Origin of the sequence: Pseudomonas sp. PSPC2-3, from assembly GCF_049898265.1 — a bacterium.
Classification (GTDB): domain Bacteria; phylum Pseudomonadota; class Gammaproteobacteria; order Pseudomonadales; family Pseudomonadaceae; genus Aquipseudomonas; species Aquipseudomonas veronii.
On the sequence record NZ_JAFCXJ010000005.1, the window covers coordinates 339994 to 365263 of the forward strand.

17 protein-coding genes are annotated in these 25270 nt (G+C 61.7%); 12 read left to right on the forward strand and 5 right to left on the reverse strand.

The window, feature by feature from the left end; genetic code table 11:
• The first annotated feature begins 10 nt into the window (after window positions 1–10).
• The 7 genes from ACP7E3_RS14065 to ACP7E3_RS14095 all read left to right on the forward strand — a co-directional run bounded on the left by ACP7E3_RS14065 (window position 11) and on the right by ACP7E3_RS14095 (window position 9134).
• Window positions 11–1621, forward strand: a complete 1611-nt coding sequence (locus ACP7E3_RS14065; RefSeq protein ID WP_057004143.1) for an ArnT family glycosyltransferase — start codon at window positions 11–13, stop codon at window positions 1619–1621.
• Between the two features lie 188 nt (window positions 1622–1809).
• Window positions 1810–2520, forward strand: coding sequence for an HPP family protein (locus ACP7E3_RS14070; RefSeq protein ID WP_426123431.1), 711 nt, complete (start codon window positions 1810–1812; stop codon window positions 2518–2520).
• Between the two features lie 233 nt (window positions 2521–2753).
• Window positions 2754–4271 carry an acyl-CoA dehydrogenase family protein gene (locus ACP7E3_RS14075; RefSeq protein WP_046383499.1) on the forward strand — a complete coding sequence of 506 codons (1518 nt, stop codon included), beginning with the start codon at window positions 2754–2756 and terminating at the stop codon, window positions 4269–4271.
• 2 nt (window positions 4272–4273) lie between these two features.
• A complete protein-coding gene (locus ACP7E3_RS14080) occupies window positions 4274–5899 on the forward strand; it encodes a cytochrome P450 (protein WP_046383500.1) in 1626 nt (541 codons plus the stop codon).
• Window positions 5896–6741, forward strand: coding sequence for an alpha/beta hydrolase (locus ACP7E3_RS14085; RefSeq protein WP_017846257.1), 846 nt, complete (start codon window positions 5896–5898; stop codon window positions 6739–6741). Before ACP7E3_RS14080 ends, ACP7E3_RS14085 begins: the two co-directional genes overlap by 4 nt.
• A gap of 134 nt (window positions 6742–6875) precedes the next feature.
• Window positions 6876–7979, forward strand: a complete 1104-nt coding sequence (locus tag ACP7E3_RS14090; RefSeq protein WP_426123434.1) for an enoyl-CoA hydratase/isomerase family protein — start codon at window positions 6876–6878, stop codon at window positions 7977–7979.
• Window positions 7980–7982: 3 nt separating this feature from the next.
• Window positions 7983–9134, forward strand: coding sequence for an acyl-CoA dehydrogenase family protein (locus ACP7E3_RS14095; RefSeq protein ID WP_057004145.1), 1152 nt, complete (start codon window positions 7983–7985; stop codon window positions 9132–9134).
• Window positions 9135–9197: 63 nt separating this feature from the next.
• On the opposite strand, the gene ACP7E3_RS14100 is transcribed toward ACP7E3_RS14095, so the two are convergent.
• The 5 genes from ACP7E3_RS14100 to ACP7E3_RS14120 are packed head-to-tail and all read right to left on the reverse strand — an operon-like array spanning window position 9198 to window position 14757.
• Window positions 9198–9971, reverse strand: a complete 774-nt coding sequence (locus ACP7E3_RS14100) for an enoyl-CoA hydratase (protein ID WP_017846260.1) — start codon at window positions 9969–9971, stop codon at window positions 9198–9200.
• An 11-nt stretch (window positions 9972–9982) separates the two neighbouring features.
• On the reverse strand, window positions 9983–11110 hold the full coding sequence (locus ACP7E3_RS14105) for an acyl-CoA dehydrogenase (protein ID WP_426123437.1): 1128 nt from the start codon (window positions 11108–11110) through the stop codon (window positions 9983–9985).
• A gap of 9 nt (window positions 11111–11119) precedes the next feature.
• A complete protein-coding gene (locus ACP7E3_RS14110) occupies window positions 11120–12304 on the reverse strand; it encodes an acetyl-CoA C-acyltransferase (protein ID WP_017846262.1) in 1185 nt (394 codons plus the stop codon).
• Between the two features lie 13 nt (window positions 12305–12317).
• Complete coding sequence (locus ACP7E3_RS14115) at window positions 12318–13085, reverse strand: SDR family NAD(P)-dependent oxidoreductase (protein ID WP_017846263.1); 768 nt, start codon at window positions 13083–13085, stop codon at window positions 12318–12320.
• Window positions 13086–13107: 22 nt separating this feature from the next.
• Window positions 13108–14757 carry an AMP-binding protein gene (locus tag ACP7E3_RS14120; protein WP_426123439.1) on the reverse strand — a complete coding sequence of 550 codons (1650 nt, stop codon included), beginning with the start codon at window positions 14755–14757 and terminating at the stop codon, window positions 13108–13110.
• 236 nt (window positions 14758–14993) lie between these two features.
• Between ACP7E3_RS14120 and ACP7E3_RS14125 the strand changes: the two genes are divergently transcribed.
• The 5 genes from ACP7E3_RS14125 to ACP7E3_RS14145 all read left to right on the forward strand — a co-directional run bounded on the left by ACP7E3_RS14125 (window position 14994) and on the right by ACP7E3_RS14145 (window position 25248).
• The gene (locus tag ACP7E3_RS14125; RefSeq protein ID WP_201021066.1) at window positions 14994–15887 is read left to right on the forward strand and encodes a bestrophin family protein; all 894 of its coding nucleotides are present in this window, start codon (window positions 14994–14996) and stop codon (window positions 15885–15887) included.
• A gap of 76 nt (window positions 15888–15963) precedes the next feature.
• Window positions 15964–17022: a tetratricopeptide repeat protein gene (locus ACP7E3_RS14130; RefSeq protein ID WP_017846266.1), complete on the forward strand. Its 1059-nt coding sequence runs from the start codon at window positions 15964–15966 to the stop codon at window positions 17020–17022.
• Between the two features lie 142 nt (window positions 17023–17164).
• A complete protein-coding gene (locus ACP7E3_RS14135) occupies window positions 17165–18667 on the forward strand; it encodes an ATPase domain-containing protein (protein ID WP_046383506.1) in 1503 nt (500 codons plus the stop codon).
• The gene (locus ACP7E3_RS14140; RefSeq protein WP_232565615.1) at window positions 18664–20373 is read left to right on the forward strand and encodes an ATP-binding protein; all 1710 of its coding nucleotides are present in this window, start codon (window positions 18664–18666) and stop codon (window positions 20371–20373) included. Before ACP7E3_RS14135 ends, ACP7E3_RS14140 begins: the two co-directional genes overlap by 4 nt.
• Before the next feature lie 111 nt (window positions 20374–20484).
• Window positions 20485–25248: a hypothetical protein gene (locus tag ACP7E3_RS14145; protein ID WP_426123443.1), complete on the forward strand. Its 4764-nt coding sequence runs from the start codon at window positions 20485–20487 to the stop codon at window positions 25246–25248.
• Window positions 25249–25270: the final 22 nt, after the last annotated feature.

Sequence of the window (25270 nt, forward strand, 5' to 3'; positions counted from 1 at the left end):
GAACGATCAAATGCCCCAACTGATGAACGCAGCGATCCGGCGCCAGTCGCTGGGGTTGGCGCTGCTGGCGTTGCTGTTATTCATCGCCGGTAACTGGCACCAGGCAATCATCGGGTTTGACTCGCGCTTCGTGGTATTCGCCCAGGAAATGCTGCGCCATGGGCCGAGCTTCTTCCCCACGACCTACGGGCAACCGTATGCCGATTACCTGGCGACCTCGACGCTGATGACGTGGCTGCTGTCCTTGCCCCTGGGCCAGGTCAACAGCTTCACGGCCTGGTTGCCGACGTCCATCGCTTCGGCGCTGATCGTCATGCTGGTGTATCGCCTGACGGCGCCCTACTCCCAGCGTTGGGGCCTGCTGAGTGTTGCGCTGCTGTTGCTCAGCAGCACGTTTATCAGCGAAACCCGCGCTGTGTCGCTGGACCAGATGCTCGCGGCCGTGGCCCTGACGGTGTTCTACCTGGGTTATGCACATGATCACTTCGGCGCCGCCAAGCGCTTGCATTGGCTGTACCTGCTGTTGATCGTGGGCTTTGCGATCCGTGGGCCGATTGGCCTGGTGATTCCCACAGGCGTGCTGTGCAGCTACTTCCTGATCAACCGTCAATGGCGCCAACTGTTCAGCTTCGGCCTGTTGGCCCTGGCACTGCTGGGGGCCTGCGTCGGCCTGCTGTTGCTGCTGGCCAAGCTCAGTGGCGGCGAAGCGTTCATGCAGGACGTGATCCGCATGCAGTTCCTCGGGCGGATGGATGGCAGTGAAGGCTCCAGCGGTGCGTTGTATTACTTCAGCAGTTCCCTGGGCAACTACGCGCTGGCTTACCCGCTGGCGTTGCTGGTGCTGCTGGCGATAGCGCTGGGCGGCCGACGCGCACCTGATCCGGCGTTGCAGTTGGTGCTGTACTGCGCCGCGGCGGGCTTGCTGGTGATGCTCGGCTTGTCGGTGCCCCAGGCGAAGAAAGCGCGTTACGTGCTGCCGATGCTGCCGATGGCGGCCATTATTGCGGCGTATCCGTTTCAAGTCGCCCACGGCCGGTTGTTCGGCTGGCTGCGCGGTTTGATGCTGAGCCTGTGGACCGTGTTACCTGCGTTGCTGATCGCCGGGCTCTGGATGGCGCGCCCGCGTTACCCGGAGCAGTTGGCGCACATCGGCTGGGTGTTGGGCGTGCTTGGCGTGCTTCAAGTGCTGGCGTTGGTGGCAGTGTTCCAGGCACGCCTGCGCATGCTGGCGCCGGCGCTGACCGCCGTGCTGGCGGTATGGACCACCTATATTTGGGTGGTCGAGCCACTGGAGCGTAGCCTCTATGACACGCGTACCTTCAGCCTGCAAGTCCAGGCCCAGGTCCACCAGCAACCGGCGCCCGTCGTGCTGCATGCGCTGGGCAAAGATGCCAAAGCCATCAAGTTCATCGTCAACCTCGATTGCGACCGAGTGCCGTTGTTCACACAGCAGCCCGCCGACCTGGCGACGTTGCAAGGCCCGGCGTGGCTGGTCATGAGCCAGGACGACTTCGAAGCGTTGCAAGACCCGCGATTGCGCTCGATCACACCGACGCTCACCGGCACATTCGACAAGAATCCCTACGTGCTGCTGCACTTGGACAAGCCCCTCCAACCTTGACTGCGCCGGCGGCAGCCGGCCAGTTGAGTCCATTATTTTTGTATTTAACCTGCATTAATATGCATTGGCGACCTTGCATCGCGCTCGGCACACTACGCAGGTTCCTCCCCCAAATGCAGGAACTTTCAAGGGCTTTTCCGGGAAACCAGACAAGCCTTTTTTTTGCCCGCTGTTTATGGAAGTTGTCGATGCTCGCTCGCTGGTTACCCGCCGCCATCAATACCCGCCCTGCCGAATGGAGCCGTGCCGCGATCGGCATGGCCTTGGGCACTCTGCTCAGCGTATGGCTCTGCGCCCAAGTGTTTGGCATGGAGGTCGCCCTGCACCTGCTCGGCCCGCTGGGCGCGTCGGCCGTGCTGCTGTTTGCCGTTTCATCCGGCGCCCTGGCCCAGCCGTGGTCGATCATCGGCAGCTACCTGTGTGCGGCCGTGGTCGCGCTGTTAGTCGCGCGGGTCCTGGGGCGCACCTTGGGCAGCGCCTGCCTGGCTGCGGGCATGACTGTGATCCTGATCTGCTGGCTGCGCTGCCTGCACCCGCCCGCGGGAGGCCTGGCGATGACGCTGGTACTGGCCGATCCGTCCTCGGCGGCGCTCGGCTGGCAGGAACTGCCGGTGGTGATGCTCGGCGCCGGAGCGTTATTGACCTGTGCACTGGCCTACAACAATGCCACCCGCACGCGCTATCCCAAAGGTGCCAGCGAGTCGCCGACAGCAATCTTTAAGGATGCCAGGGCCGCACGCGATCCGGCGATTACCGCCGCCGACCTGAAGCTGGCATTGGCCGAGATGGAACAGTTCTACGATGTGGAACCCAATGAACTGGAACAGTTGATCCACGCCGCAGAAACCCACGCGCGCCGCCGCAGTATCGGTGAGGTACTGGCAAGCCGTGTCAATTGAGCCCGTGCATGGCGCACGACGAGTGGCGTGTCCACAGAGTTGCGACGCAGTACACGGCGGCTAAAGTTCTAACTATGTCAGTGGTTCACTTGAGGTCTGGAACGCCGTAACCCAGTAGCGAAGACATGCAGAGTCTGGCTGAGGGTTACGGTATGAACGAATGTCTGCAACACCTGCTTCGCACCCCGTTATTTGCTGCTCGAGAACGTCACCACCTCCCCCTCAGGGCCTACATGGACCTGACCATCAGGCGTATGCACGCCATTTTCAATGCCGGAGTGATCAACAATGACATGTGGCTCGGCCAACCGGACGAATCACATTTCAGGGCGCTGTGCGAACAGATCGGCGTGATCGGCGCCTACGATTACGCACTGTATTCCTCGCTGGTCGACCACATGATTGCCGCCAACGCCTTACTGACCCAGGGCAGCCCGGAGCAAGTGGCGCGCTACCGCGATGAAGTCATTCAGATGCGCGCTGTGTATGCCTTTGGCTGCACTGAAATCGCCAGCGGCACCGACGTGCGTAACCTCAAGACGACCGTTACCTACGATCCTGCCCGGCACTGCCTGGTGCTCGACTCACCGTGCGCCGGCGCCTGTAAATACTGGATCGGCAACAGTTTGTATGCTGCCCAGGTGGCGATGGTACTCGCGCGATTGCAGGTCAATGGCGAAGACCAGGGGCACCACTGGTTTCGCGTGGTGATTCGCGACGCGGAGAACGGCCCGTTGCGCCCGGGTGTCAAGGTCATGGCTTGCGACCCCAAGGGCGGCATTCACGCCAATCAGGTCGGCGGTTTGCGCTTTTGCCAGATGCAGCTGGACACCGACGCCTTGTTGCAACGCCACGCCAGGTTTACCCGCAACGGCCAGTTCGTCAGCGACCTGCCCAAAAACGAACGTTTTATCAATGCACTGGAGACATTCCTTCAGGAGCGCCTGCTGTTGATGGCCGCCTCGCGCCTTGGTGCAGGATTGAGCGCGCACCTGGCCTATCAATTCGCCCGCCACCGCCTGACACAGGCCGGCCCGCTACTGGGCAACCCGCTGTTTCGCCAGCGCTTGTACAACGTCCAGCTCAAGGCATTGGCCCTCAAGTATCTTGAGCAAGCCATCCTCGAACGCTTCGAAGCGCAATGGCCGCAGACCGAACGGCGTAAAGACCTGCACATTCTCGCGGCATTAAGCAAATGCATCGGCACCTGGATGGGCCTGGAAGTGATCGCCCAGTGCCGTGAGTTGTGTGGTTCACAAGGGTTTCACCACTACAACCAGATCGTCACCCTGCGCATGGACTTCGAGATCAGCCCGACATTCGCCGGGGACAACAGCGTGATGGCCTACCAAGTGATCAAGGATGCGCTGTCCCGTCCGCGATTTGACCGGGTCGCGCCCTGTAACCCGGGCCAGGCAATCGAGCGGAGCATTGTCCGGCAGTGCCGAGACGCCGGTGATTTTTCCCACCCGCAAGCGGTGGGGCTGACTTACGCCCGCGCCCTCGATCTGATCATTCAGGCGCTCGAAGGCCAGCCGCTCGAACCGGGCCTGCTGCGCGACTTGATCGCAGTGTTTGTCGCCTATTTGCACCGCTGGGGGCTCGCTCACGATGACGAACCGTGCGCCAGCATTGCGCGCATTGCCTGGCTCGGCGACTGGCTGAAGCCGCCTGACGAGCTGGTCGACGCGCCTATCGCGAAAGCCGACTACATCCAGCAGTTCACCCGCGCATTGTATGAGGATCAATAACCATGAACCCTCAAGGCAAACCCGACTTCCGCGACCCCGACACGGTTCGCGATCCCTACCCGGCCTACGCGTTTCTACGCACCCATCATCCCGTGTATTGGAGTTCCCAGCACAAGGCGTGGATGCTGACTCGCTTCGATGACGTCTTCAAGGCGCAAAGCGACGCCGCGCGCTACTCCTCGGATCGGATACGCCAGTTGGTAAACGCGCAACTGCCGCCCGAAAAACGCGCGATGTACGAGCCCTTTATTGAAAAAGCATCGCGCTGGATGTACGCCCAGGATGGCAAAGTCCATGAGGCCAGCCGCCATCTGCTCGGCCGCGCATTCACGCCGCGCTCGATTGAAGCGCTGCGGGCAGACATCCAGGCGGTTACCGATGAACTCCTCGCCACAGTGGGCCCTTCCGCCGAACTGATGAGCCGCCTGTTCAATCAGGTGCCGGCCAGAGTGCTGGCGATGCTCTACGGCATCCCCAAAAAAGATGCGCTCAAGCTGCGGCGCTGGACCGATGTGATCCTGATGTTTCTGGTCGGCAACCTTGACCCGGCGAATACTCCCGGCGCCGCCGCGCAAGGCCTGGAGGAGATGTATGCGTACTTCGGCAACCTGATCGAGCGACGCCGACAGGCCCCGCGTGACGACTTGGTCAGCCGTGTCATTGCCGCCGCCGGCCCCGACACGAGCACAGACGATCTGCTGGCCCAGGTGGCCTTTGTTCTGGTGGCTGGCTACACCACCAGCGCCGATATGCTGGGCATCGGCCTGTGGTACTTGTTGACCAACCCTGCCCAGTTGAACGCACTGCTGGCCGATGGTTCGTTGATGAAACCCGCGATCGAAGAAATGCTGCGCATTGATCCGTCGGGGCAGTTCAGCCATCGCGTCGTGACGCAAGATATCGAGCTCAGAGGCCAGACCCTGCGCAAAGGCGATCTGGTGTACCTGATACGTGCCGCTGCCAACCGCGACCCGGAGCACTTCGCCGACCCGGACCGCTTCAACATTCAACGCGCGAAAAACGACCACCTGGCCTTTGGCCGTGGCGTGCATTTCTGTCTGGGCCCGGCGCTGTTCCGGCTGGAGGCCGAGGTGGTGTTCAGCAGCCTGCTCAAGCGCTTCCCGAACCTGCGCCTGCAGGAGAAAAAGCCGCCGGTGTGGCGTACCAGTAACCTGCAGTTCCGCGGCTTGAAGACCCTCCACGTCGAACTTGAACCGATTCCAAAGGGCGCATCGATCCAGCGCTGCTTTTCCGCCGCCCCCTGGGAGAAAAATGGCGGTTACTGCCGTGCCTTGCGCGTCGGTGAAACCATCGTCACCAGTGGCACGGTAGCCTTCGACGAGCAGGGCAACCCCTACGCCAGCGACGATGTGTACTTACAGACCCGTCGCTGCCTGGAAATCATCGAAGCGGCGCTTAAACGGCTGGGCACCGATCGCACCCGAGTGATTGCCACACGCATGTACACCACCAACGTGAAGTGGTGGCCGCAAATCGCCCAAGCGCATAAGGAGTTTTTCGAGGGCTGCGAACCGACCACCATGTTGTTGGGCGTCAAGGCGCTGATAACCCCGGACTACCTGGTGGAAATCGAAGCCCAGGCACAGGCACCGGAGGCCAGGCCATGAGCCCCGAGCAGGCACGTCGGGAAGTGCGTGATGCGGTGGTGATGGATGTCAGCGACCTGACCCTGGCCACACCGGGGCAGCCGGTGGCCGTGAGGCTGTACCGGCCGGCCCGTCCTGCGCCGGCAGCGGTGCTGATGTATTTCCATGGCGGCGGCTGGGTCACAGGCGACCTCGATACCCACGACAGCTTTTGCCGGGTGATGGCGGAGTGGGCCGGCTGCGCCGTGGTGGCGGTGGACTACCCGAGGCCACCGGAACAACGCTTCCCCGCCGCGGTAAAAAGCTGTTATGCCGCCACGGTCTGGATCGCCCGCCACGGTGCCAGCCTGGGCTTGGACACTCGGCGCATCGCCGTGGCGGGCGGTGGCTCGGGCGGCGGGCTTGCCGCGGTGATCGGCCAAATGGCCAGGGACCTGGGCGAGGCGCACATCGGTTTTCAATTACTGCTCTACCCGCTTCTCGACTGCCTGGCGCGCAATCGTTCCCGACATGACTTCGCCACAGGCTTCGGGCTGACGGCCGAATTGCTGGAGTGGTACGTGAGCCACTACGTACCCGCCGATACGCCGCGGGCGCATCCTTGGCTTTCACCCGCCCGCGATCCGTGCCTGCAGGGCTTGCCTGCGGCCTTGATCATCACCGCCGGCTGCGATCCGCTGCGCGATGAAGGGCGCGCCTTCGCGCGACGCTTGAAAACCGCCGGGGTGCCGGTGCGGCACAAAGAGTACCCAGGCATGCGCCACGGGTTTATCAACCACCCCGCTGCCGAGCCTGCGGCCAGGCGGGCCGTGCTGCTCTGCGCCGAGGCTCTGGCCGGCTATTTTCATCCTTCGGCGGCCTGATCGCCGGTTCTGCATAAATGCAAAAACGACCTGCATGATTCCGGGTTGTACTGGGCAAATTTGCACTGGTACGATCGCGGGAGCGTTCGTCCCCGAACATATTGATAAAGAACAATAAAAGCAGGGAGTTACAGATGACTGCTCAGGTTTCATCCGAGGCAAGCCACGCCGACAGGCTTCAGCAAGAGGTTCTGGCCGACGTTCGCAACCATATTGGCCACCTTACCCTCAATCGCCCCGCCGGCTTGAACGCCATCACCCTGAACATGGTTCGCAGCCTGACCGAACAGTTACAGGCCTGGGCAGACGATCCCCAGGTGTACGCCGTGGTCCTACGCGGTACCGGTGAAAAAGCCTTCTGCGCCGGCGGCGATATTCGCTCGCTTTACGACAGCTTCAAGAACGGCGACAGCCTGCACCAGGATTTCTTCGTCGAGGAATACGCCCTCGACCTGTCCATCCACCATTACCGCAAACCGATACTGGCCCTGATGGACGGTTTTGTCCTAGGCGGCGGCATGGGCCTGGTGCAAGGCGCGGATCTGCGCGTGGTCACCGAACGCAGCCGCCTGGCGATGCCGGAAGTGGCGATCGGTTACTTCCCCGACGTCGGCGGCAGCTACTTCCTGCCGCGCATTCCTGGCGAACTGGGCATTTATCTGGGCGTTACCGGCGTGCAGATTCGCGCGGCCGATGCGTTGTACTGCGGGCTGGCGGACTGGTACCTGGACAGCACCAAGCTGGCCGACCTCGACCAGAAACTCGATCAACTGCAATGGCAAGACTCCCCTCTCAAGGACCTGCAAGGCGTGTTGGCCAAGCTGGCCGTGCAACAACTGCCGGACGCCCCGCTTGCCGCCTTGCGCCCCGCTATCGATCATTTCTTTGCCCTGCCGGACGTGCAGAGCATTGTCGAACAACTGCAGCAAGTAACCGTCGCCAACAGCCATGAATGGGCGCTGACCACGGCCAACCTGATGCAAACCCGTTCGCCGCTGGCCATGGCCGTGACCCTGGAAATGCTGCGGCGCGGGCGCCGTTTGCGGCTGGAGCAGTGTTTCGCCCTGGAACTGCATCTGGATCGCCAGTGGTTCGAGCGTGGCGACCTGATTGAAGGCGTCCGCGCCCTGATCATCGACAAGGACAAGAGCCCGCGCTGGAACCCGTCGACGCTCCATGGACTGGACCCGAGCCACGTGGAAAGCTTCTTCCACAACTTCACGCAGGTTGCGAGATAAGCCATGCAAGATATTGAATATACTGAAGAACAGATCATGATTCGCGACATGGCGCGCGACTTTGCCCGTGGCGAAATCGCCCCTCACGCCCAGGCCTGGGAAAAAGCCGGCTGGATCGATGATGCCCTGGTGGCGAAGATGGGCGAACTGGGCCTGCTGGGCATGGTGGTGCCGGAAGAATGGGGCGGCACCTATGTCGATTACGTAGCATATGCCTTGGCTGTGGAAGAGATTTCCGCCGGCGACGGTGCCACAGGCGCCCTGATGAGTATCCATAATTCAGTGGGTTGCGGGCCAATCCTCAACTACGGCACACCTGAACAGAAACAAACCTGGCTGGCCGACCTCGCCAGCGGCCAGGCCATCGGCTGCTTCTGCCTGACCGAACCGCAGGCCGGCTCCGAAGCCCACAACCTGCGTACCCGTGCCGAACTGCGCGACGGCCAGTGGGTGATCAATGGCGCCAAGCAGTTTGTCAGCAACGGCAAGCGCGCCAAGTTGGCGATTGTGTTTGCGGTGACCGATCCGGAACTGGGCAAGCGCGGCATTTCTGCCTTCCTGGTGCCGACCGACACGCCGGGGTTCGTGGTCGACCGTACCGAACACAAAATGGGCATCCGCGCCTCGGACACCTGTGCCGTCACCCTCAACCAATGCAGCGTGCCTGAGGCCAACCTGCTGGGTGAGCGCGGCAAAGGCCTGGCGATTGCGCTGTCCAACCTGGAAGGCGGGCGCATCGGCATTGCCGCTCAAGCCCTGGGCATCGCCCGTGCTGCGTTTGAAGCGGCGCTGGCGTATGCCCGTGACCGCGTGCAGTTCGACAAGGCCATCATCGAGCACCAGAGCGTGGCCAACCTGCTGGCCGACATGCAAACCCGGCTCAATGCCGCACGTTTACTGATCCTGCACGCCGCACGCCTGCGCAGTGCGGGCAAGCCGTGCCTGTCGGAAGCGTCCCAGGCCAAGCTGTTCGCCTCGGAAATGGCCGAAAAGGTCTGCTCCTCGGCCATGCAGATTCATGGCGGGTATGGGTATCTGGAGGATTATCCGGTGGAGCGCTACTACCGCGATGCGCGGATCACGCAGATCTACGAGGGCACCAGCGAGATTCAGCGGATGGTGATTGCACGGGAGCTGAAGAACTACCAGCTCTGACTGACACGCCACACCCCCCCTGTGGGAGCGTCCCACAGGGGGGGTGTGGCGTTTATAAGCTGCTTACTGGTCTTTGAATTCAGGCGCGCGCTTGGCCACGAATGCCGCCATGCCTTCCTTCTGATCCTGCGTCGCAAACGCCGCATGGAATACTCGACGCTCAAAGCGCACGCCTTCCGACAGGCTCACTTCAAACGCCCGGTTCACGCTTTCCTTGACCATCATGCTGATCGGCACCGACTTGCCGGCAATCAGCGTGGCGACTTTCAGCGCCTCTTCGAGCAGTTCATCGGCCGGGACAATACGCGCCACGACCCCACAACGCTCGGCTTCCACCGCATCGATAAAGCGCCCGGTCAGGCACATTTCCATGGCTTTGGCCTTGCCCACGGCGCGGGTCAGGCGCTGGGTGCCGCCCATGCCCGGCAGCACGCCGAGGTTGATTTCCGGCTGGCCGAACTTGGCGCCGTCGCCCGCCAGAATGAAGTCGCACATCAGCGCCAGCTCACAGCCGCCGCCCAGGGCGAAGCCGTTGACGGCCGCGATGATCGGCTTGCGACGGTTGGCCACGCGATCGGCCTCGCTGAACAGGTCGTCGATATAGATCCGCGGGTAGGTCAGCTCGGCCATTTCCTTGATGTCGGCGCCAGCGGCGAAGGCTTTTTTCGAGCCGGTCAGCACGATGCAGCCGATTTCAGGGTTGCGTTCCAGGGTGTCCAGCGCCTGATTCAACTCGTTGATCAGTTGTGCGTTCAACGCGTTCAGGGCTTGCGGGCGGTTGAGGGTGATCAACCCGACACGGCCCTGCACGTCGAGCAAAATAGTTTCGTAACTCATGTAATGGCTCCTTAAAGATTGCGTGAGATGACCATGCGCTGAATATCGCTGGTGCCTTCGTAAATCTGGCAGACCCGCACATCGCGGTAGATCCGCTCCAAGGGGAAGTCGCTCAGGTAACCGTAACCGCCCAAGGTTTGCAAGGCGGCGGAGCAGACTTTCTCGGCCATTTCCGAGGCGAACAGCTTGGCCATGGACGCCTCGACCAGCGCCGGTTTGCCGCTGTCACGCAGGGCGGCGGCGTAATGCACCATTTGCCGCGCGACGGCGATTTGCGTGGCCATGTCCGCCAGGCGGAAGGCCACGGCCTGGTGTTCGATCAAGGGTTTGCCAAAACTTTCGCGCTCGCGGGCATAGTCACGCGCCGCTTCAAAGGCGGCGCGGGCCATGCCCACCGATTGCGAGGCAATGCCGACACGCCCGCCTTCGAGGTTGGCCAGGGCGATGCGGTAGCCTTCGCCCTCCTCCCCCAGACGATTGGCGAGCGGCACCTTGACGTCTTCGAACAGGATCTGGCAAGTGTCCGACGCATGCTGGCCCAGCTTGTCCTCGACCCGCGCCACCGTGTAGCCCGGCGAATTCGTCGGCACGATAAACGCGCTGATGCCGCGCTTGCCCGCCGCCGGGTCGGTGACGGCAAACACAATCACGATGCCGGCGTTTTGCCCGGAGGTGATGAATTGTTTGCAGCCGTTCAACACATAGTGGTCGCCTTCGCGGCGCGCACGGGTTTTCAGGCTGCTGGCATCGGAACCGGCCTGCGGCTCGGTCAACGCGAAGGCGCCGAGCATCGCGCCGCTGGCCAGGGGCTTGAGGAATTGCTCTTTCTGCTGATCGTTGCCGAACGTGAGGATCGGCACGCAGCCCACCGAGTTGTGTACGCTCATGATGGTCGAGCAGGCCCCGTCGCCGGCGGCGATTTCTTCCAGGGCCATGGCGTAGGCCAGGTAGCCGGTGTCGCAACCGCCCCACTGTTCCGGCACCAGCATGCCGAAGAAGCCCAGTTCGGCCATTTCGCCGATGGCCTCCTTGGGAAAGCGGTGCTCGCGGTCCCACTCGGCCGCGAACGGTTTCAGGCGTTCCTGGGCGAATTGTCGGGCCGCGTCGCTGATTTGCAGTTGTTCGTCATTGGGCAGCATGTTCAATCCTTAATACAGGCATTCGACCGCCATGGCCGTGGCTTCACCGCCGCCGATGCAGATGGCGGCGACGCCACGCTTGAGGCCTTTCTGGCGCAGGGCCGACAGCAGCGTCACCAGAATCCGCGCGCCTGAGGCGCCGATCGGGTGGCCCAGGGCACAGGCGCCGCCATGAATGTTGACCTTGTCGTGGGGGATCTCCAGCTTGCTCATGGTGATCAGGCTGACCACGGCAAAGGCTTCGTTGATTTCGAACAGGTCCACGTCGCCCAGGTTCCAGCCGGTCTTGCTCATCAACTTGCGGATCGCCCCCACCGGCGCCTCCGGAAACAGGCCCGGTTCATCGGCAAACGCCGCATGCCCACGGATCACCGCCAAGGGTTGCAGCCCGCGCTTGTGCGCCTCGGACTGACGCATCAGGAGCAAGGCCGCCGCACCGTCGGAAATCGAACTGGAGTTGGCCGCAGTCACTGTGCCCCCTTCACGGAACGCCGGCTTCAGGCTGGCGATCTTCTCCGGCTTGGCTTTGGGTGGTTGCTCATCATGCAGGATGGTTTTTTGCTCCTTGCCCACTGTGACCTGCACCGGCACGATCTCGGCCGCGAAGCTGCCATTGCTGATCGCGGCTTGTGCGCGGCTCAGGGATGCAATGGCAAACGCATCCTGGGCCTCGCGGGTAAAGCCGTTATGTTGTGCGCAGTCTTCGGCAAAGGTGCCCATCAGGCGGCCTTTGTCGTAAGCGTCTTCCAGGCCGTCGAGGAACATATGGTCGAGCACGCGGCCGTGGCCCATGCGGTAGCCGCTGCGTGCGCGGTCCAGCAGGTACGGCGCGTTGGACATGCTTTCCATGCCGCCGGCAATCACCACATCAACGCTGCCGGCCAGCAGCGAATCATGGGCAAGCATCGTCGCCTCCATGCCCGAGCCGCACATTTTGTTGAGGGTGGTGCAGCGGGTGGCCTTGTCCAGCCCGGCGCCAAGCGCGGCCTGGCGTGCCGGGGCCTGGCCGAGGCCGGCCGGCAGTACACAGCCGAACAGCACTTCATCCACGGCATCGCTGGCGATGCCGGCACGCTCGACGGCGGCGCGAATCGCCGCGGAGCCCAGTTGCGGTGCGGTCAGGCCTTTGAGATCGCCCTGGAACCCGCCCATGGGGGTGCGTGCGGCGCTGACAATTACGATGGGGTCACTCATGACGCTTCCTCTCTTACTTGGCTGCCATGCGCAAGGCGCCGTCGAGACGGATCACCTCGCCATTGAGCATGCTGTTTTCAATGATGTGTCGAACCAACGCGGCGTATTCGCTCGGTTTGCCCAGGCGTGGCGGGAACGGCACGCCAGCGGCCAGGGAATCGCGGACTTCCGGGGTCATGCCGGCCATCATCGGGGTTTCGAAAATGCCGGGGGCGATGGTCATCACCCGAATGCCGAAGCGTGCCAATTCACGCGCGGCGGGCAGGGTCAGGCTGGCGATCGCACCTTTGGACGCAGCATACGCCGCCTGGCCGATCTGCCCGTCAAACGCCGCCACCGACGCGGTATTGATGATCACGCCGCGTTCACCGTCGGCGTCCGCCTGGGTTTCTGCGATGGCCGCAGCGGCCAGGCGCAGCAGGTTGAAGCTGCCGATCAGGTTGACGTTGATCACCTGGGCAAAGCTGGCCAGCCCATGGGGGCCGTTCTTGCCGAGGATCTTCTCGCCACGTACCACACCGGCGCAGTTCACCAGCCCGTGCAAGCCCCCAAAGGCCGCAACGGTGGCCTGCACGGCGGCTTCGGCAGCGGCTTCCTGGCTGATGTCCGCCACCGCGCTGCGGGCGTTGTCGCCCAGTTGTTTGGCCTTGGCCGCGACGGCATCGGCGTTCAGGTCCACCAGCATCACCTTGGCGCCGGCGGCGACCAGCATGTCAGCGGTGGCTGCGCCGAGGCCCGACGCGCCGCCGCTGACCAGAAAAACCTTGTTTGCAATCTGCATCGTTGTTTCCTTGAAAAGTGGATCAGGCCAACACGGCTTGCGCCTTGGCGATTTCCTGATTACGCAAAATGAAGCGCTGCAGCTTGCCGCTCGGGGTCTTGGGCAAGTCGCTGACAAATTCGATTTCCCGCGGGTAGGCATGCGCGGCCAGGCGCTGGCGTACATGCAGGCGCAATTCCTCGGCCAGCTCGGGGGTGGCGCGGAACTGCTCGTTGATCACCACGAAGGCTTTCACCAGTTCGGTGCGTTCCGCGTCGGGCTTGCCGACGACCGCCGCTTCCACCACCGCCGGGTGTTCGACCAGCGCGCTTTCCACATCGAACGGGCCGACGCGGTAGCCGGAAGTGGTGATCACATCGTCACTGCGCCCGACGAAGCTGATGCTGCCGTCAGGGTTCAGTTCGACGGTGTCGCCGCTGAGGTAGTACTTGCCGACAAACGCCTTGGTCCGCACGCCGTCATAGCCGGCGAACCAACACATCGGCGATTGCTCACGGTCGACGGCGAGAATCCCTGGCTGGCCGGCGGGCAATTCCTGGTGATCGTCGTCCAGCACCACGATGCGATGCCCTGGCGAGGCAAAACCCGCCGAACCGACATGCACCGGGTGTTCCAGGCCGTGGTGATTGCACAGCACCATGCCCAACTCGGTCTGGCCGTAATGGTCATGGATGGTCACCCCCAGGTTGTCGGCAAACCAGCGGATCACTTCCGGGTTCAGCGGCTCGCCGGCACTGCTGACAATACGCAGCTTGCCCTTGATCGAGCGGGCGAATTGCTCGCCGCCGGCAATCAACAGGCGATACGCGGTCGGCGAGCCGGTCAGGTTGGTGATCCCGTATTTATTGATCACCCGGCAGGTGCTTTCGAGGGTGAACGGGCCATCGTAGAAAGTAATCGGGTGGCCCATGGACAACGGTCCGGTCACGCCGAAATAGATGCCATAGGCCCAGCCCGGGTCGGCAACGTTCCAGAATGCGTCTTCGGGGCGCAGGTCCACCGCGTCGCGGGTGTAGCTCTGGAACGCAACAATGGCCTTGAGCGGCACCGACAGCGCTTTCGACGGGCCGGTGGTGCCCGAGGTGAACATCAGCAGGAACGGGTCGTCAGCGCCCAGCAGCACCGGCTCGCAGTGGTTGGAATAGGTGGCCAGCTCGGCCCAGAAACTGAAATCACCGCGTACCAGGCCTTCGCCCTTGGCGCCAGTGACCGTGACGATCGTCGGGCAGCCTTCCACTTGCGCGAGCTTGGGCCGGTTCACCGCATCGGTGACCACCACGGCCGCGCCGGAACTGTTCAGGCGATGCTCAATGGCCTTGGGGCCGAAGGCGGTGAACAACGGTTGGTAGACGGCGCCGATGCGCCAGGTCGCAAGGACCACCACCAGTAATTCGGCGGTGCGTGGCAACAGGCCGGCCACCTTGTCGCCGCGTTTGACGCCCTGGGCCAACAGGAAATTGGCGAAGCGTGCAGCCTGGTCTTGCAAGTCGCTGAAGGTGGATGTGGCACTGCGCCCATCCTTGCCTTCCCAGAACAGCGCAATGCGCCCTGGTAACGCATGTCGGTCGCAGCATTCCATGCAGGCATTGAGGCCTTGCAGGTTACCGGCCAAGGCGCTGTCGACGGTGTGTTGGTAATCAAACTCGGTAGTGGCAGCCAAATAGTCACGCATCGCTTCAAATCCTTCAGTATTTTTATTTTCAGGACGTTTTTTCGGACGAGAGCCGCGGAAATAGTCGCTCTAGAGCGCTGCAGCAGCAATGGTCAAAGCCACCAACATGCCTGACTGGTTTGGCCAATGCCGCTTGATCATAGACCCCGCCGATCAAGCGGTCGGCCCAAGCGATTGGACGCGTCGGCCGCCAGCTTCTAACCTGATGGCCTGCGCCACCGAAGAAGCCCCTCCCGATGATCGTTCGCCCCAAACCCAACCTGCTGGGCATTCTGTTTTCGCTCAAGGGCTCGATCGCCAAGCGCATCGCCCTGCGCAGCCTGCTGGTCACGTTGCTGGCCTCGGTCATCGTGCTGGTGGAAACCCTGCACCCGGCGTATTTCTCCAAGGTCAATGCCACGCCGTTCACCTTGCTCGGGCTGTCGCTGTCGATCTTCATGAGTTTTCGCAACAACGCTTGCTACGACCGCTGGTGGGAAGGCCGCAAGCAACTCGGGCAGATGACCATCGAAGTGCGCTCACTGATCCGTGAAACCCAGGTATTCAGCGACCCGCTGGAGCGGGCCGGCCTGCTGCGCGGCCTGTGCGGCTTTGCCCATGGATTGATCGCGCGCCTGCGCCTGGAAGATGAGGCGCGAGCGGTGAAGCCCTGGATCGACGTCGAAGCAGGCCACCCCAACCTCCCGGACCAGGTCCTGCAACAGCTCGGCGCGCGGTTTTCCGGGCTGGCCGAACGGGGCGTGATCAGTGAATGGCGCTACACCCAGCTGGAAACCCGACTGGTCAGCCTGACCCAGGTGCAGGCAGCGTGCGAGCGGATCAAAAGCACACCGCTGCCCTTCCCCTACACCCTGCTGCTGCACCGCACCATCTACCTGTTCTGCATTCTGTTGCCGTTTGCCATGGCCGAACCGCTGGGCTGGCTGACACCGGTGTTCACCGCAATCGTCAGCTACACCTTCTTTGGCCTCGACGAAATCGGCGACGACCTGGAGGACCCCTTCGGCTTCGATGAGAACGACCTGCCCTGCAACGCGATCGTGCGGACCCTGGAGCGCGAGATTCTGGCGGCCCTCGGCGAAACGGCCTTGCCGCCTGTCCTGGAGCCGGTGGAATACGTGCTGACCTGATACAGGTTTGACACTCGCCGTGGTCTGACCGAAGCTGAGAGCTTTGCCCTAGCTGCCTAAGCTCTCGGACGCCTGCATGTCAAAGTCACGCCGTTACTCCATCATCGGCCTGTGCGCCCTGTTGTTGATTGTGCTGATCACCTGGTATTTCTCCCGTTCCACCCCGGTGGCCGTGCCGCCCGCCATTGCCCATGGCTACGCGAAAGCCTTGAAACAGGCGCGCAACGGCGAACCGGGCGCCGCCCGCGTGCTGTACCAGCAACTGGCCCGGCCGGACTTGTCCGACGAGCGTCGTGTGGCCTTGCACGCCGAGCTGCCCAATTACCCCAGCCCCCAGGCACTGAAGCTCGCCGACAAAGACCTGGCCGATGACTCGCCGCAGGTGCGTGAAGCGGCGATTCACAGCATCGTCGGCCTGGTGCCCACGGGCCAGCGCACGCTGCTACTCGGGCCGTTGCTCGACGATCCGCAACAAGACGTGCGCTTTGCCGCCGCCAACGCATTGCTCGGCCTCTCGCCCGACACCCTCGGCCTGTATTTCGGGCCCTTGCAGCAGGTACTCGATGAGTTCGTGAAGAAGCTCAAGGCGCAACCTGAAACCGCCGAAGGTTGGCTCCAACTGGCGCGCCTGTACATCCACAGCGCGCTGCTGCCGGAGGCGCAGAACGCCCTGGAGCAAGCGATGCGCCTGCAGCCGGACAACCTGCAAGCCGTGGTTGCGCAAATCGAACTGCTGGATAAACAGGGCAAGACCGACGAGTCCCGCCAACTGCTCGCCCGCCAGCTCGCGGCGCACCCCGAATCCGCGTACCTGCAACACGCCCTGGGCATGTGGTTGCTGCACCATGGCGAGCGTGCTTACGCCTTGCTCGGCCTGTCCAAGGCAGTGGAACTGGAACCGAGCAATCAGGATTACCGTTACGACCTGGCCACCACCCTGCACGCTCAGGAAGAACTCGAAGCCGCCCAGCGCCAGTTGGAAGAAATCATCCAGCGCCACCCGGCCAATCGCAAGGCGCGAGTGCTGCTGGTCAGCTACTGGAAAGAAAGCGGTCAATTGCAGAACGTTCAGGTGCTGCTGGCGCAGTTGGAGCAACAAAACCCGGATGATCCGGCGCTGCAACAGGGCCTGTAGGCGCGCCGCATCGCCGCCCAGGCGCTGACATTGCGCGCAAAAGACGAAAAGGTGGAACCCCGCTCATACGCCAGGGTCAAGAAGGTATAGCGCGCTCGAACGAACGCGCACCCCTTACTCGTATGTGACCTGAGGGCACTTCTTGTCTATGTCCAACGCGCTGTTATCCGAAAAGGCGGCCACCGGTATCGAAGGTCTTGATGACATTCTTTGCGGCGGTTTGTCCCGCAGCCATCTGTTTCTGCTCGAAGGCGAACCAGGGACCGGCAAAACCACCGTCGCCCTGCACTTCCTGAAGGCAGGGGCAGAAAATGGTGAACGCTCGCTCTATATCACCTTGTCCGAAACCGAACGTGAATTGCGCCAGGGCGCAAAATCCCACGGCTGGGATCTGGATGACAATATCCATATTTTCGAGCTGACCCCGCCGGAAAGCCTGCTCAATGCCGAACAGCAGCAAAGCCTGTTGTACTCTTCCGACCTGGAACTGGGCGAGGCCACGCGGCAGATCTTTGAAGTGGTGGAACGGGTCAAGCCGACCCGCGTGGTGGTCGACAGCCTCTCCGAAATCCGCCTGCTGGCGCAAAGTTCCCTGCGTTATCGACGACAGATCCTGGCGATCAAGCACTATTTCGTGCGCTACGACGCCACGGTGTTGCTGCTCGACGACCTGACCACCGAATCCCTCGACAAAACCGTACACAGCGTCGCCCACGGGGTGATTCGCCTGGAAGAACTGACGCCCAATTACGGCGCCGAACGCCGTCGCGTGCGGGTCGTGAAGTACCGCGGCCAAAAGTACCGCGGCGGCTTCCACGATTTCACCATCATGGGCGATGGCGTGCATGTGTTCCCGCGGCTGGTGGCGGCCGAGCATCGCGGCGGCTATGTGCGCGAGACCCTGAGCAGCGGCATTCGCGAACTGGATGCCTTGATGGGCGGCGGAGTCGAGACCGGCTCCAGCAGCCTGATCCTCGGCCCCGCCGGCACCGGCAAGTCGCTGATCTCGATGGTGTTTGCCGCCGCCGCCGTGGCGCGGGGCGAAAAAGCCGCGCTGTTCATCTTCGATGAGGAACTGGGCCTGCTCTTCGAGCGCATGAAAAACATGGGCATCGACCTCGCCGCGCTGCAAGCCACCGGCAACCTGCTGATCGAACAAGTCGACGCGGCCGAGTTGACCCCCGGCGAGTTCTCGCACCGCGTGCGGCGCTGCGTGGATGAGCGCGGGATCAAGACTGTGGTGATCGACAGCATCAACGGCTATCAGGCCGCCATGCCGGAAGAAAATGCGCTGATCCTGCACATGCACGAACTGCTGCTGTATCTCAACCGCCGCGGCGCCGCCACGTTCATGACCGTCGCCCAGCACGGCCTGGTCGGTGACATGCAGGCGCCCGTCGACATTACCTACCTCGCCGACACGGTCATTCTGCTGCGCTATTTCGAAGCGCTGGGCAAGGTGCGCCGCGCCATTTCAATCATCAAGAAACGCACCGGTGCCCATGAATCAACCATTCGCGAGTACCGCATCAGCAGCCAGGGCATGACTGTCGGCGAGCCGCTCGATAATTTCCAGGGCGTACTGCGCGGTATCCCCACGTACATGGGCGCCGGCTCTCCTCTGCTCAAGGATGAGGGCCAGTGACGAGCCTATCCCCCGTCTCCGAGCGCGCCATCGTACTTGCGCCGATGGGCCGCGACGGCGCGTTGGCGCTGATGATGCTCAACGAGGCCGGGTACAACGGCATGATCGCCACGGGCCTGACGGCCTTGTGCAACGCACTGGAAGAAGGGGCCGGCCTGCTGATTATTGCTGCCGAAGCCTTGCGCGGCGTCGATCTGGAGCCGCTGCTCGAGTATTTGCACCAACAGCCTGCGTGGTCGGACTTGCCCATCGTATTGATGACCCATCACGGCGGCGCCGAGCAGAACGGTTCCTCGCACCTGAGCGGGTTATTGGGCAATGTCACCTTTCTCGAGCGGCCTTTCCATCCTGTGACGTTGATCAGCCTGGTTACGGCGGCACTGCGCGGACGACGCCGACAATACGATGCGCGCGACCGGCTGATCGACCTGAGCGAAAGCGAACTGCGCTTGCAACGCACGCTGGAGACGCTCGAGCAGCAAGTAGAAGAACGCACGGCGCAGCTGCGCAGCAATGAAGAAGCACTGCGTCAATCGCAGAAGATGGAGGCCGTCGGCCAGTTGACCGGCGGCATCGCCCATGACTTCAACAACATGCTCACCGGCATCATCGGCAGCCTGGAGTTACTGCGCAGGCGCGTCTCCCGCGGCAAGCTGGACGACCTGGACAGCCTGATCGACCTGGGCGTCACCTCCGCCAACCGGGCCGCCGGCCTTACCCACCGCCTGCTCGCGTTCTCCCGGCGGCAGTCGCTGGATTCAAAACCCGTCGAGATCAACCAACTGGTGACCTCCATGGGCGAACTGTTGCAACGCAGCATCAATGAAAGCATTGCGCTGGACATGCGCCTCAGCGACCCGCTCTGGACCGCCGAAGCCGACCCCAACCAGTTGGAAAGCGCGCTGCTCAACCTGGTGATCAACGCACGCGATGCCATGCCGAACGGCGGCAACCTCACCGTGGAAACCAGCAACCGCCATCTCGACAGCGTGTTCACCGCCGCCTACGGCACATTGCAACCCGGTGACTACGTTGAATTGAGCGTCAGCGACAGCGGCTGCGGTATCCCGGAAAGTTTAATGGGGCGCGTCTTCGATCCTTTCTTCACCACCAAACCGATCGGCCAGGGCACCGGCCTCGGCCTGTCGATGATTTACGGCTTTGCACGGCAATCCGGTGGCCATGTGACGATCCACAGCGAAGTCGGAAAAGGCACTACCGTCAGCCTGTTCCTGCCGCGTTTCGTCGGTAAAATGGTCGTGGCCGAAGCGGCGAACCCCGCGCGGCTGCCCTTTGCCAATGCCGGTGAAACAGTGTTGATCGTCGAGGACGACCCGGCGGTACGGGTGCTGGTCAGCGCGGTGCTCAAGGAACTGGGCTATGCCTTTGTCGAGGCCAGCGATGCCAACACAGCACTGCCGATCATCGAGTCCGACCAGCGCATTGACCTGATGATCAGCGATGTCGGGCTGCCGGGCATGAACGGCCGGCAACTGGCGGAAATCGGCCGGCAGATTCGGCCGGAACTCAAGGTCCTATTTATCACCGGCTATGCCGAACACGCGGCGGTGCGCGGTGGTTTTCTGGACCCTGGGATGCAGTTGATTACCAAGCCGTTCACGTTTGATCTCTTGACGGCGAAAGTCAGGGAAATGATCCGCGCAGCCGCCAGCCAAGCGGAGGCGACCGGCAACAAGGTGCAATAAAGCCACGGTTCGAAAATGGAATCGGTCAAGGGGCTTGGGTACGAAGGATTACCACTGGGACCTGGAATTTTCACCCAGTGGACCTCAATCCTGATGATAGAGCCGCCACCCATGACGATTTCCAACAGCCTTGCCCACGCTTTTCCCCTGCACTCTTCCATTGCCAGCGACACGCTGGAGCCAGTCGAGCAGGTAGCTGTAGAGCCTGACCGCGAAAGCCCCCACCTCTCTGCCCCTGGCGATTCCCCCCGGGCCAGGGGCGACAGTGCGTTGGCGCAGAACTACGGCAAGGCATTGCAGGGCTTCAGCGGCGTTCCCGCCCACGACAACGCGATCATGGTGGATATTCCGCCGGATTCAACATTTGGCCAGTGGTGGAAGTTACTAGGCAATGCCGCTCGGTCGCCGGAGTTCCTCGACTGGCGGCTCACGGTCAGAGCCCTGCCCGACTCGATCAAAATCCTGCCGCAAAGTGGTCAAGTCACCTACCGTGTAACCCCAGATGTTTCGCTCAATGCGCCCTTACAGTTGCGTGCGAGCGAGGACAAGCGCTGGTCGGCGGTGCGAGAACCGTTAATGAATATCGGAGGGGTCATCTCCGACAGGAACAGGCCGTTTCCCCTTCCGTCGTCCGAGAGCACCAACCGTGCGCCGGCCTGGCTGGTTGGGCAGTTCTACAAAGAGCCGACGCGAATCGCCCCTTCCGAACTCCAGCAACGCGCCGCCGAGCTGGAGCGCGATAAAACCTTTGCCCCGCTTGACCCCGCTGTATTCCCTGGGCTCCAGGAAACGCGCAGCGAGGACGCACTCGAGCAGCAGCAGACGCTGCTGGGGAACATCAACAACCGGCACCAAGCGACTGTGTTGTTGAAGCATCTGGGGACAGTGCTTGCCTCAGGCAGCCTTCAGCTGTCGCAGGTCCCCGCGTATCTGCGTGAAACCACCTTCGAATTGAACCCCCACTCCTCATACGAACGGGACCGAGGCGTGCAGCAAGGAGGCGTGGCTAGCCTGGCTGATTTTCTTGAATACCACGGCTTTGAAAAACCCGGCACCGCACAGGACGTGGAGAACCTCAGGCGATTCCTCCTCACCCCCACACCGCGAAGCCCCGTCCATGGTAACTACGGCGGCGCCCTGTCCTGGCCGCAGCCGATTGACACGGACACCCAGCGCCAACTGTTGGCGTTCTTGCAGCACGGCAATGTGGGTGACCTGAACCTGGGGAGCAACCGCAATGTGTTGGAAGCGTTGATGCCAGGTGTAGCAGTCGAAGCCCACGAGCTTCGCAACCCACGGCAACTGCTCGACCGCATCATCCAGTCGCCCAAGGGCCAGGCGCTGGGGGCGGCCATCCAGGCCAAGTTCAACACACTGTCGGTCAAAGGCAGCGTCAATGACTGGTTAATGGCGGCCTTGAACCTGAATTACACCGATGCATTCACCCAGGCAACCTTGCCCCAGAAGCACATTTCAGGCTTTGACCTGGCCGGCCAGCAGCTTAAAGGCAAACCTTTATCAGAGACGGCCCAGCGTGTGGCCGACCATTTGTACTACGTCACGAAAGAGGCTTCGTCACCGGAAAAAGCCAATATCCAGGCCAACCTGAAACTGGCCTCCAAGGCGCCAGAGTTGCTGGTCAAGGATATCCCCGCCACGGTCACTCACGGCTCCCCCGCCCACGTCAGCCTCAGTACCGCGGTGGCGCGCATAGAGGCTGAGACGCCGGGCCGGGCATCCACCATGAGTTACGGCGAGGTCATGTTGTACGCGGATATCGCCCCGGTGTCCCAGGCTCAGCGTCAGATCGAATATGTCGCCCAGCATGACGCGCTCAAGGAATGGGGCCTGACCAACAGCATCGTCACGAGTGTGACGTCGCCCGCAGATATGCAAACCATCGCCGACGCCTTTAACCAGCAGGTCGGCGAACTGCGAACAGCTTCCGAAGCACAGCGCACGCCCGCGCCGGCGTCTCGCAAGGAGATGGCCCTGGCCGAACTGCGCGAAGTTTTGGGCGATGACGCGCGCCTGGAACTGAAGTGCATCGTACTGGACACTTACGATAAAGATCGACCCGGGCCCTATTCGATATTGGACTTGTACATGGAGAACATGCTGCACAATCCGCCCAATGTGCCCTACCACCCGGCCAGGCACAACAACGCGTCACACCCCAATCAATGGGTGATCGAGCCTTACACACCACCGCGCAGGGGCCCCGGACGCTCTGCTGCCAACACGCCTAACTTCACCCTCGATGAGGTCTTGAGCAAGACGCAAAACCTGAAAAATATCAGCAGGGAATTCGTCAGTGAGTTCCAACAGTTTGGTCGCGCCCTCGACAGCAGCGTCGCCACGCAGGTCAAGCATCTGATCGCCCAGTTGCCGCTGGAGGACCGGCAGAATATCGAATACGGAAGCCTTTCGATCTTCAAGGAGTTCAAGGGCGAACATCAGCTCAGCGGTATCGTCCGGGTCCCGGCTGCCGACGGCAACCCTGTGCTATTGAAAGTGATGCGCGACGGGATTGCCCATACCTATGAACTGAATGTCCAGAAGAACACGCTTACCAAACGCGGGGACCTCGGCGATTTCCAGCCCGGTTATCAGCCTGGGGCTCATATAGAAGACGGAAAACCGCGCGATAACAACACGCCGTATACCGACATGGTCCCCGTCACACTGTCCATTCCCGATGAAGGTTCCCCGCTGGTACGGCAACAGCTGCTACAAGAAAACACCGACACCGCCGGGCCGTTGAACAGTTTCGCCAGCCCCCGGAGCGCGGCCATCGGTGCCACGGTGGCCAAGGTCAGCAGCGTATGGGGCGCGCTGGAGGCCGAGGCTCGAGGGGTGACGACGGTTGAGTCCGAGGTACCCTTTTACAAAAAGTTAAATGAGTTGCTTCTTAACCTGATCCCATTACGGTCAGCCATCAAGCATTTTACGGAGGGCAACCTCGGCGAAGGGATCATCGACTTATCACTCGACCTGTTTGGCATCATGACCGTTGGAGCCTCCACCGTAGGGAAACTGGCTAACGTTGCAACCAAGACCCTGTCTGCCGGTAGCAAGGCCTTGCATATAGGAAAGACCCTGGGGTTGAGCGCGATCAGCCTGGTTAATCCGTTGGACGGCGCGGCGGATTTACTGCGCGCTACCGGTCGCGGCGTGGCAAGCGTCGGTAAACGCGTCATCACCGACACGATTCAAGACATCCGGCACCTACGCGGCACCCACACTGGCTACGACCTGGTCGCCGCGAGCAAACAATACGACGCGGCAGCGATGGGTACCTTCAAGACGTCCGGCGAGACCTTGCAAGGTGCCGCGGTTCTTCAGGACGGTAAATGGTATGCCTTTGATACGACGCCCCGACGCCCGTTTGGCAAAGCACTGGACGATTTCCAGCCGTCAATACGAGGCGGCACTCAGGAGCTTCATGCGTGGCAAAACACGCAGCGCGCGCTCTCGCCGGAGTCGATTCAAATTCGAAAAGACTGGGGAAAGCTACTGGATCGTTACCAGGGCGATGGGGTGACGCCCAGCGCAGCGTTTAAGAGTGGCTATGAGGAAGGCGCGCCGGAACTGATTAAAGGCTATGCCAAGGGCATGAAATCAGAAGACGTGATGAAGCTGGCGCTACGCCCGGACAAAACAGCAAAAGAGGTGGGCACCTTGGTCCGCCAGCAGGAAAGGCTGGCTGTCCAGCACGGGCTCAACGGCACACAGCATTTCAACGCCCACGTAAATGCCGTCGGAGGAACGTTCACCCCCGTACCTCAGACCATCTACCTTAGCCAGGTCAACCACCTTTCCGATGGGCAGTGCGCCGCTCTCTCGCGTACGTTCGCATCGGCCAAGGCGCAAGGAAAAGAACGCGTATTTATTGACAACCTGTACGTTGCCGCCGCCAATCCGCGGGCTGAGGGGTCGCGAGTATTTGCTCGCACATTAGACGATGTGCAAAAAAGCATCAGTACACCGTTCATGTTTCACGCCGGTAACCCACAGCGCCAGGTAACGTATCAGGACATGATTACGGAACTGGCCAATGCGCCTGGGGGCAAGACCGTGATGATCGACTCTCCCGGCCATGCGATGGTGGCCGGGTCCGTGCCGGATGGCGACGGTAAGAAGTTCTTTTTTTACGACCCGAATGTTGGAGTGGCCGAGTTTTCAAGCGAGGCCATGATGAGGCGTGGTCTCGAAAAAATATTCAATGACAAGAAGCTGCCGGTCCAATACAAAACTTATAGCAATGACCCCAAAAAACTTGAATTCAAGATCAGCGACCATCACGAGTCGTGGATAAGCACCGCGAGTCTTCATGACAGACCGGTCAAACGGCTTTATGAAGAATCCATCCCGACGACGGTTACTCACCTGAAGCCCCCCGCCCCGACCCACCACATCGCTATGTCGGATTACAAGGACGTCACCGTCACTGACCCGACCGCAATCATCAGCACCAGTGGCATCAGTGATTGTACGGCCCTGGCGGTGCTTACCGACTTGAAAGAGGGTGTCTACCAGAAACGAACATTAATGCACTTCCAAGGCGGCGTGCCGACGACAGAACAACAGCGCGTGCTGAAACAACTGGAGGGATCGTTAGACCAGACAAGCAAAGTGATTTATGTGGGCGGCGATTATGTCCGGACCATTCCGGGATTAGGCATCGCTCTGAAACAAGGTGACGCCGGTGAACAAGTGCTGTTCAACATCGCAAACAAATACCCGGCGTCCACTACGATCGCAACGGCCAACCGTATTGACATAAAACCCGATGGATCGTTTGAGCTCTTCGAGGGAACCAACCCCGCACGGGTACTTGATTCACATGCAAAGGACGAGGTGCTTGCCTGGTAATCCTGACCGGCCAGGGGCATCA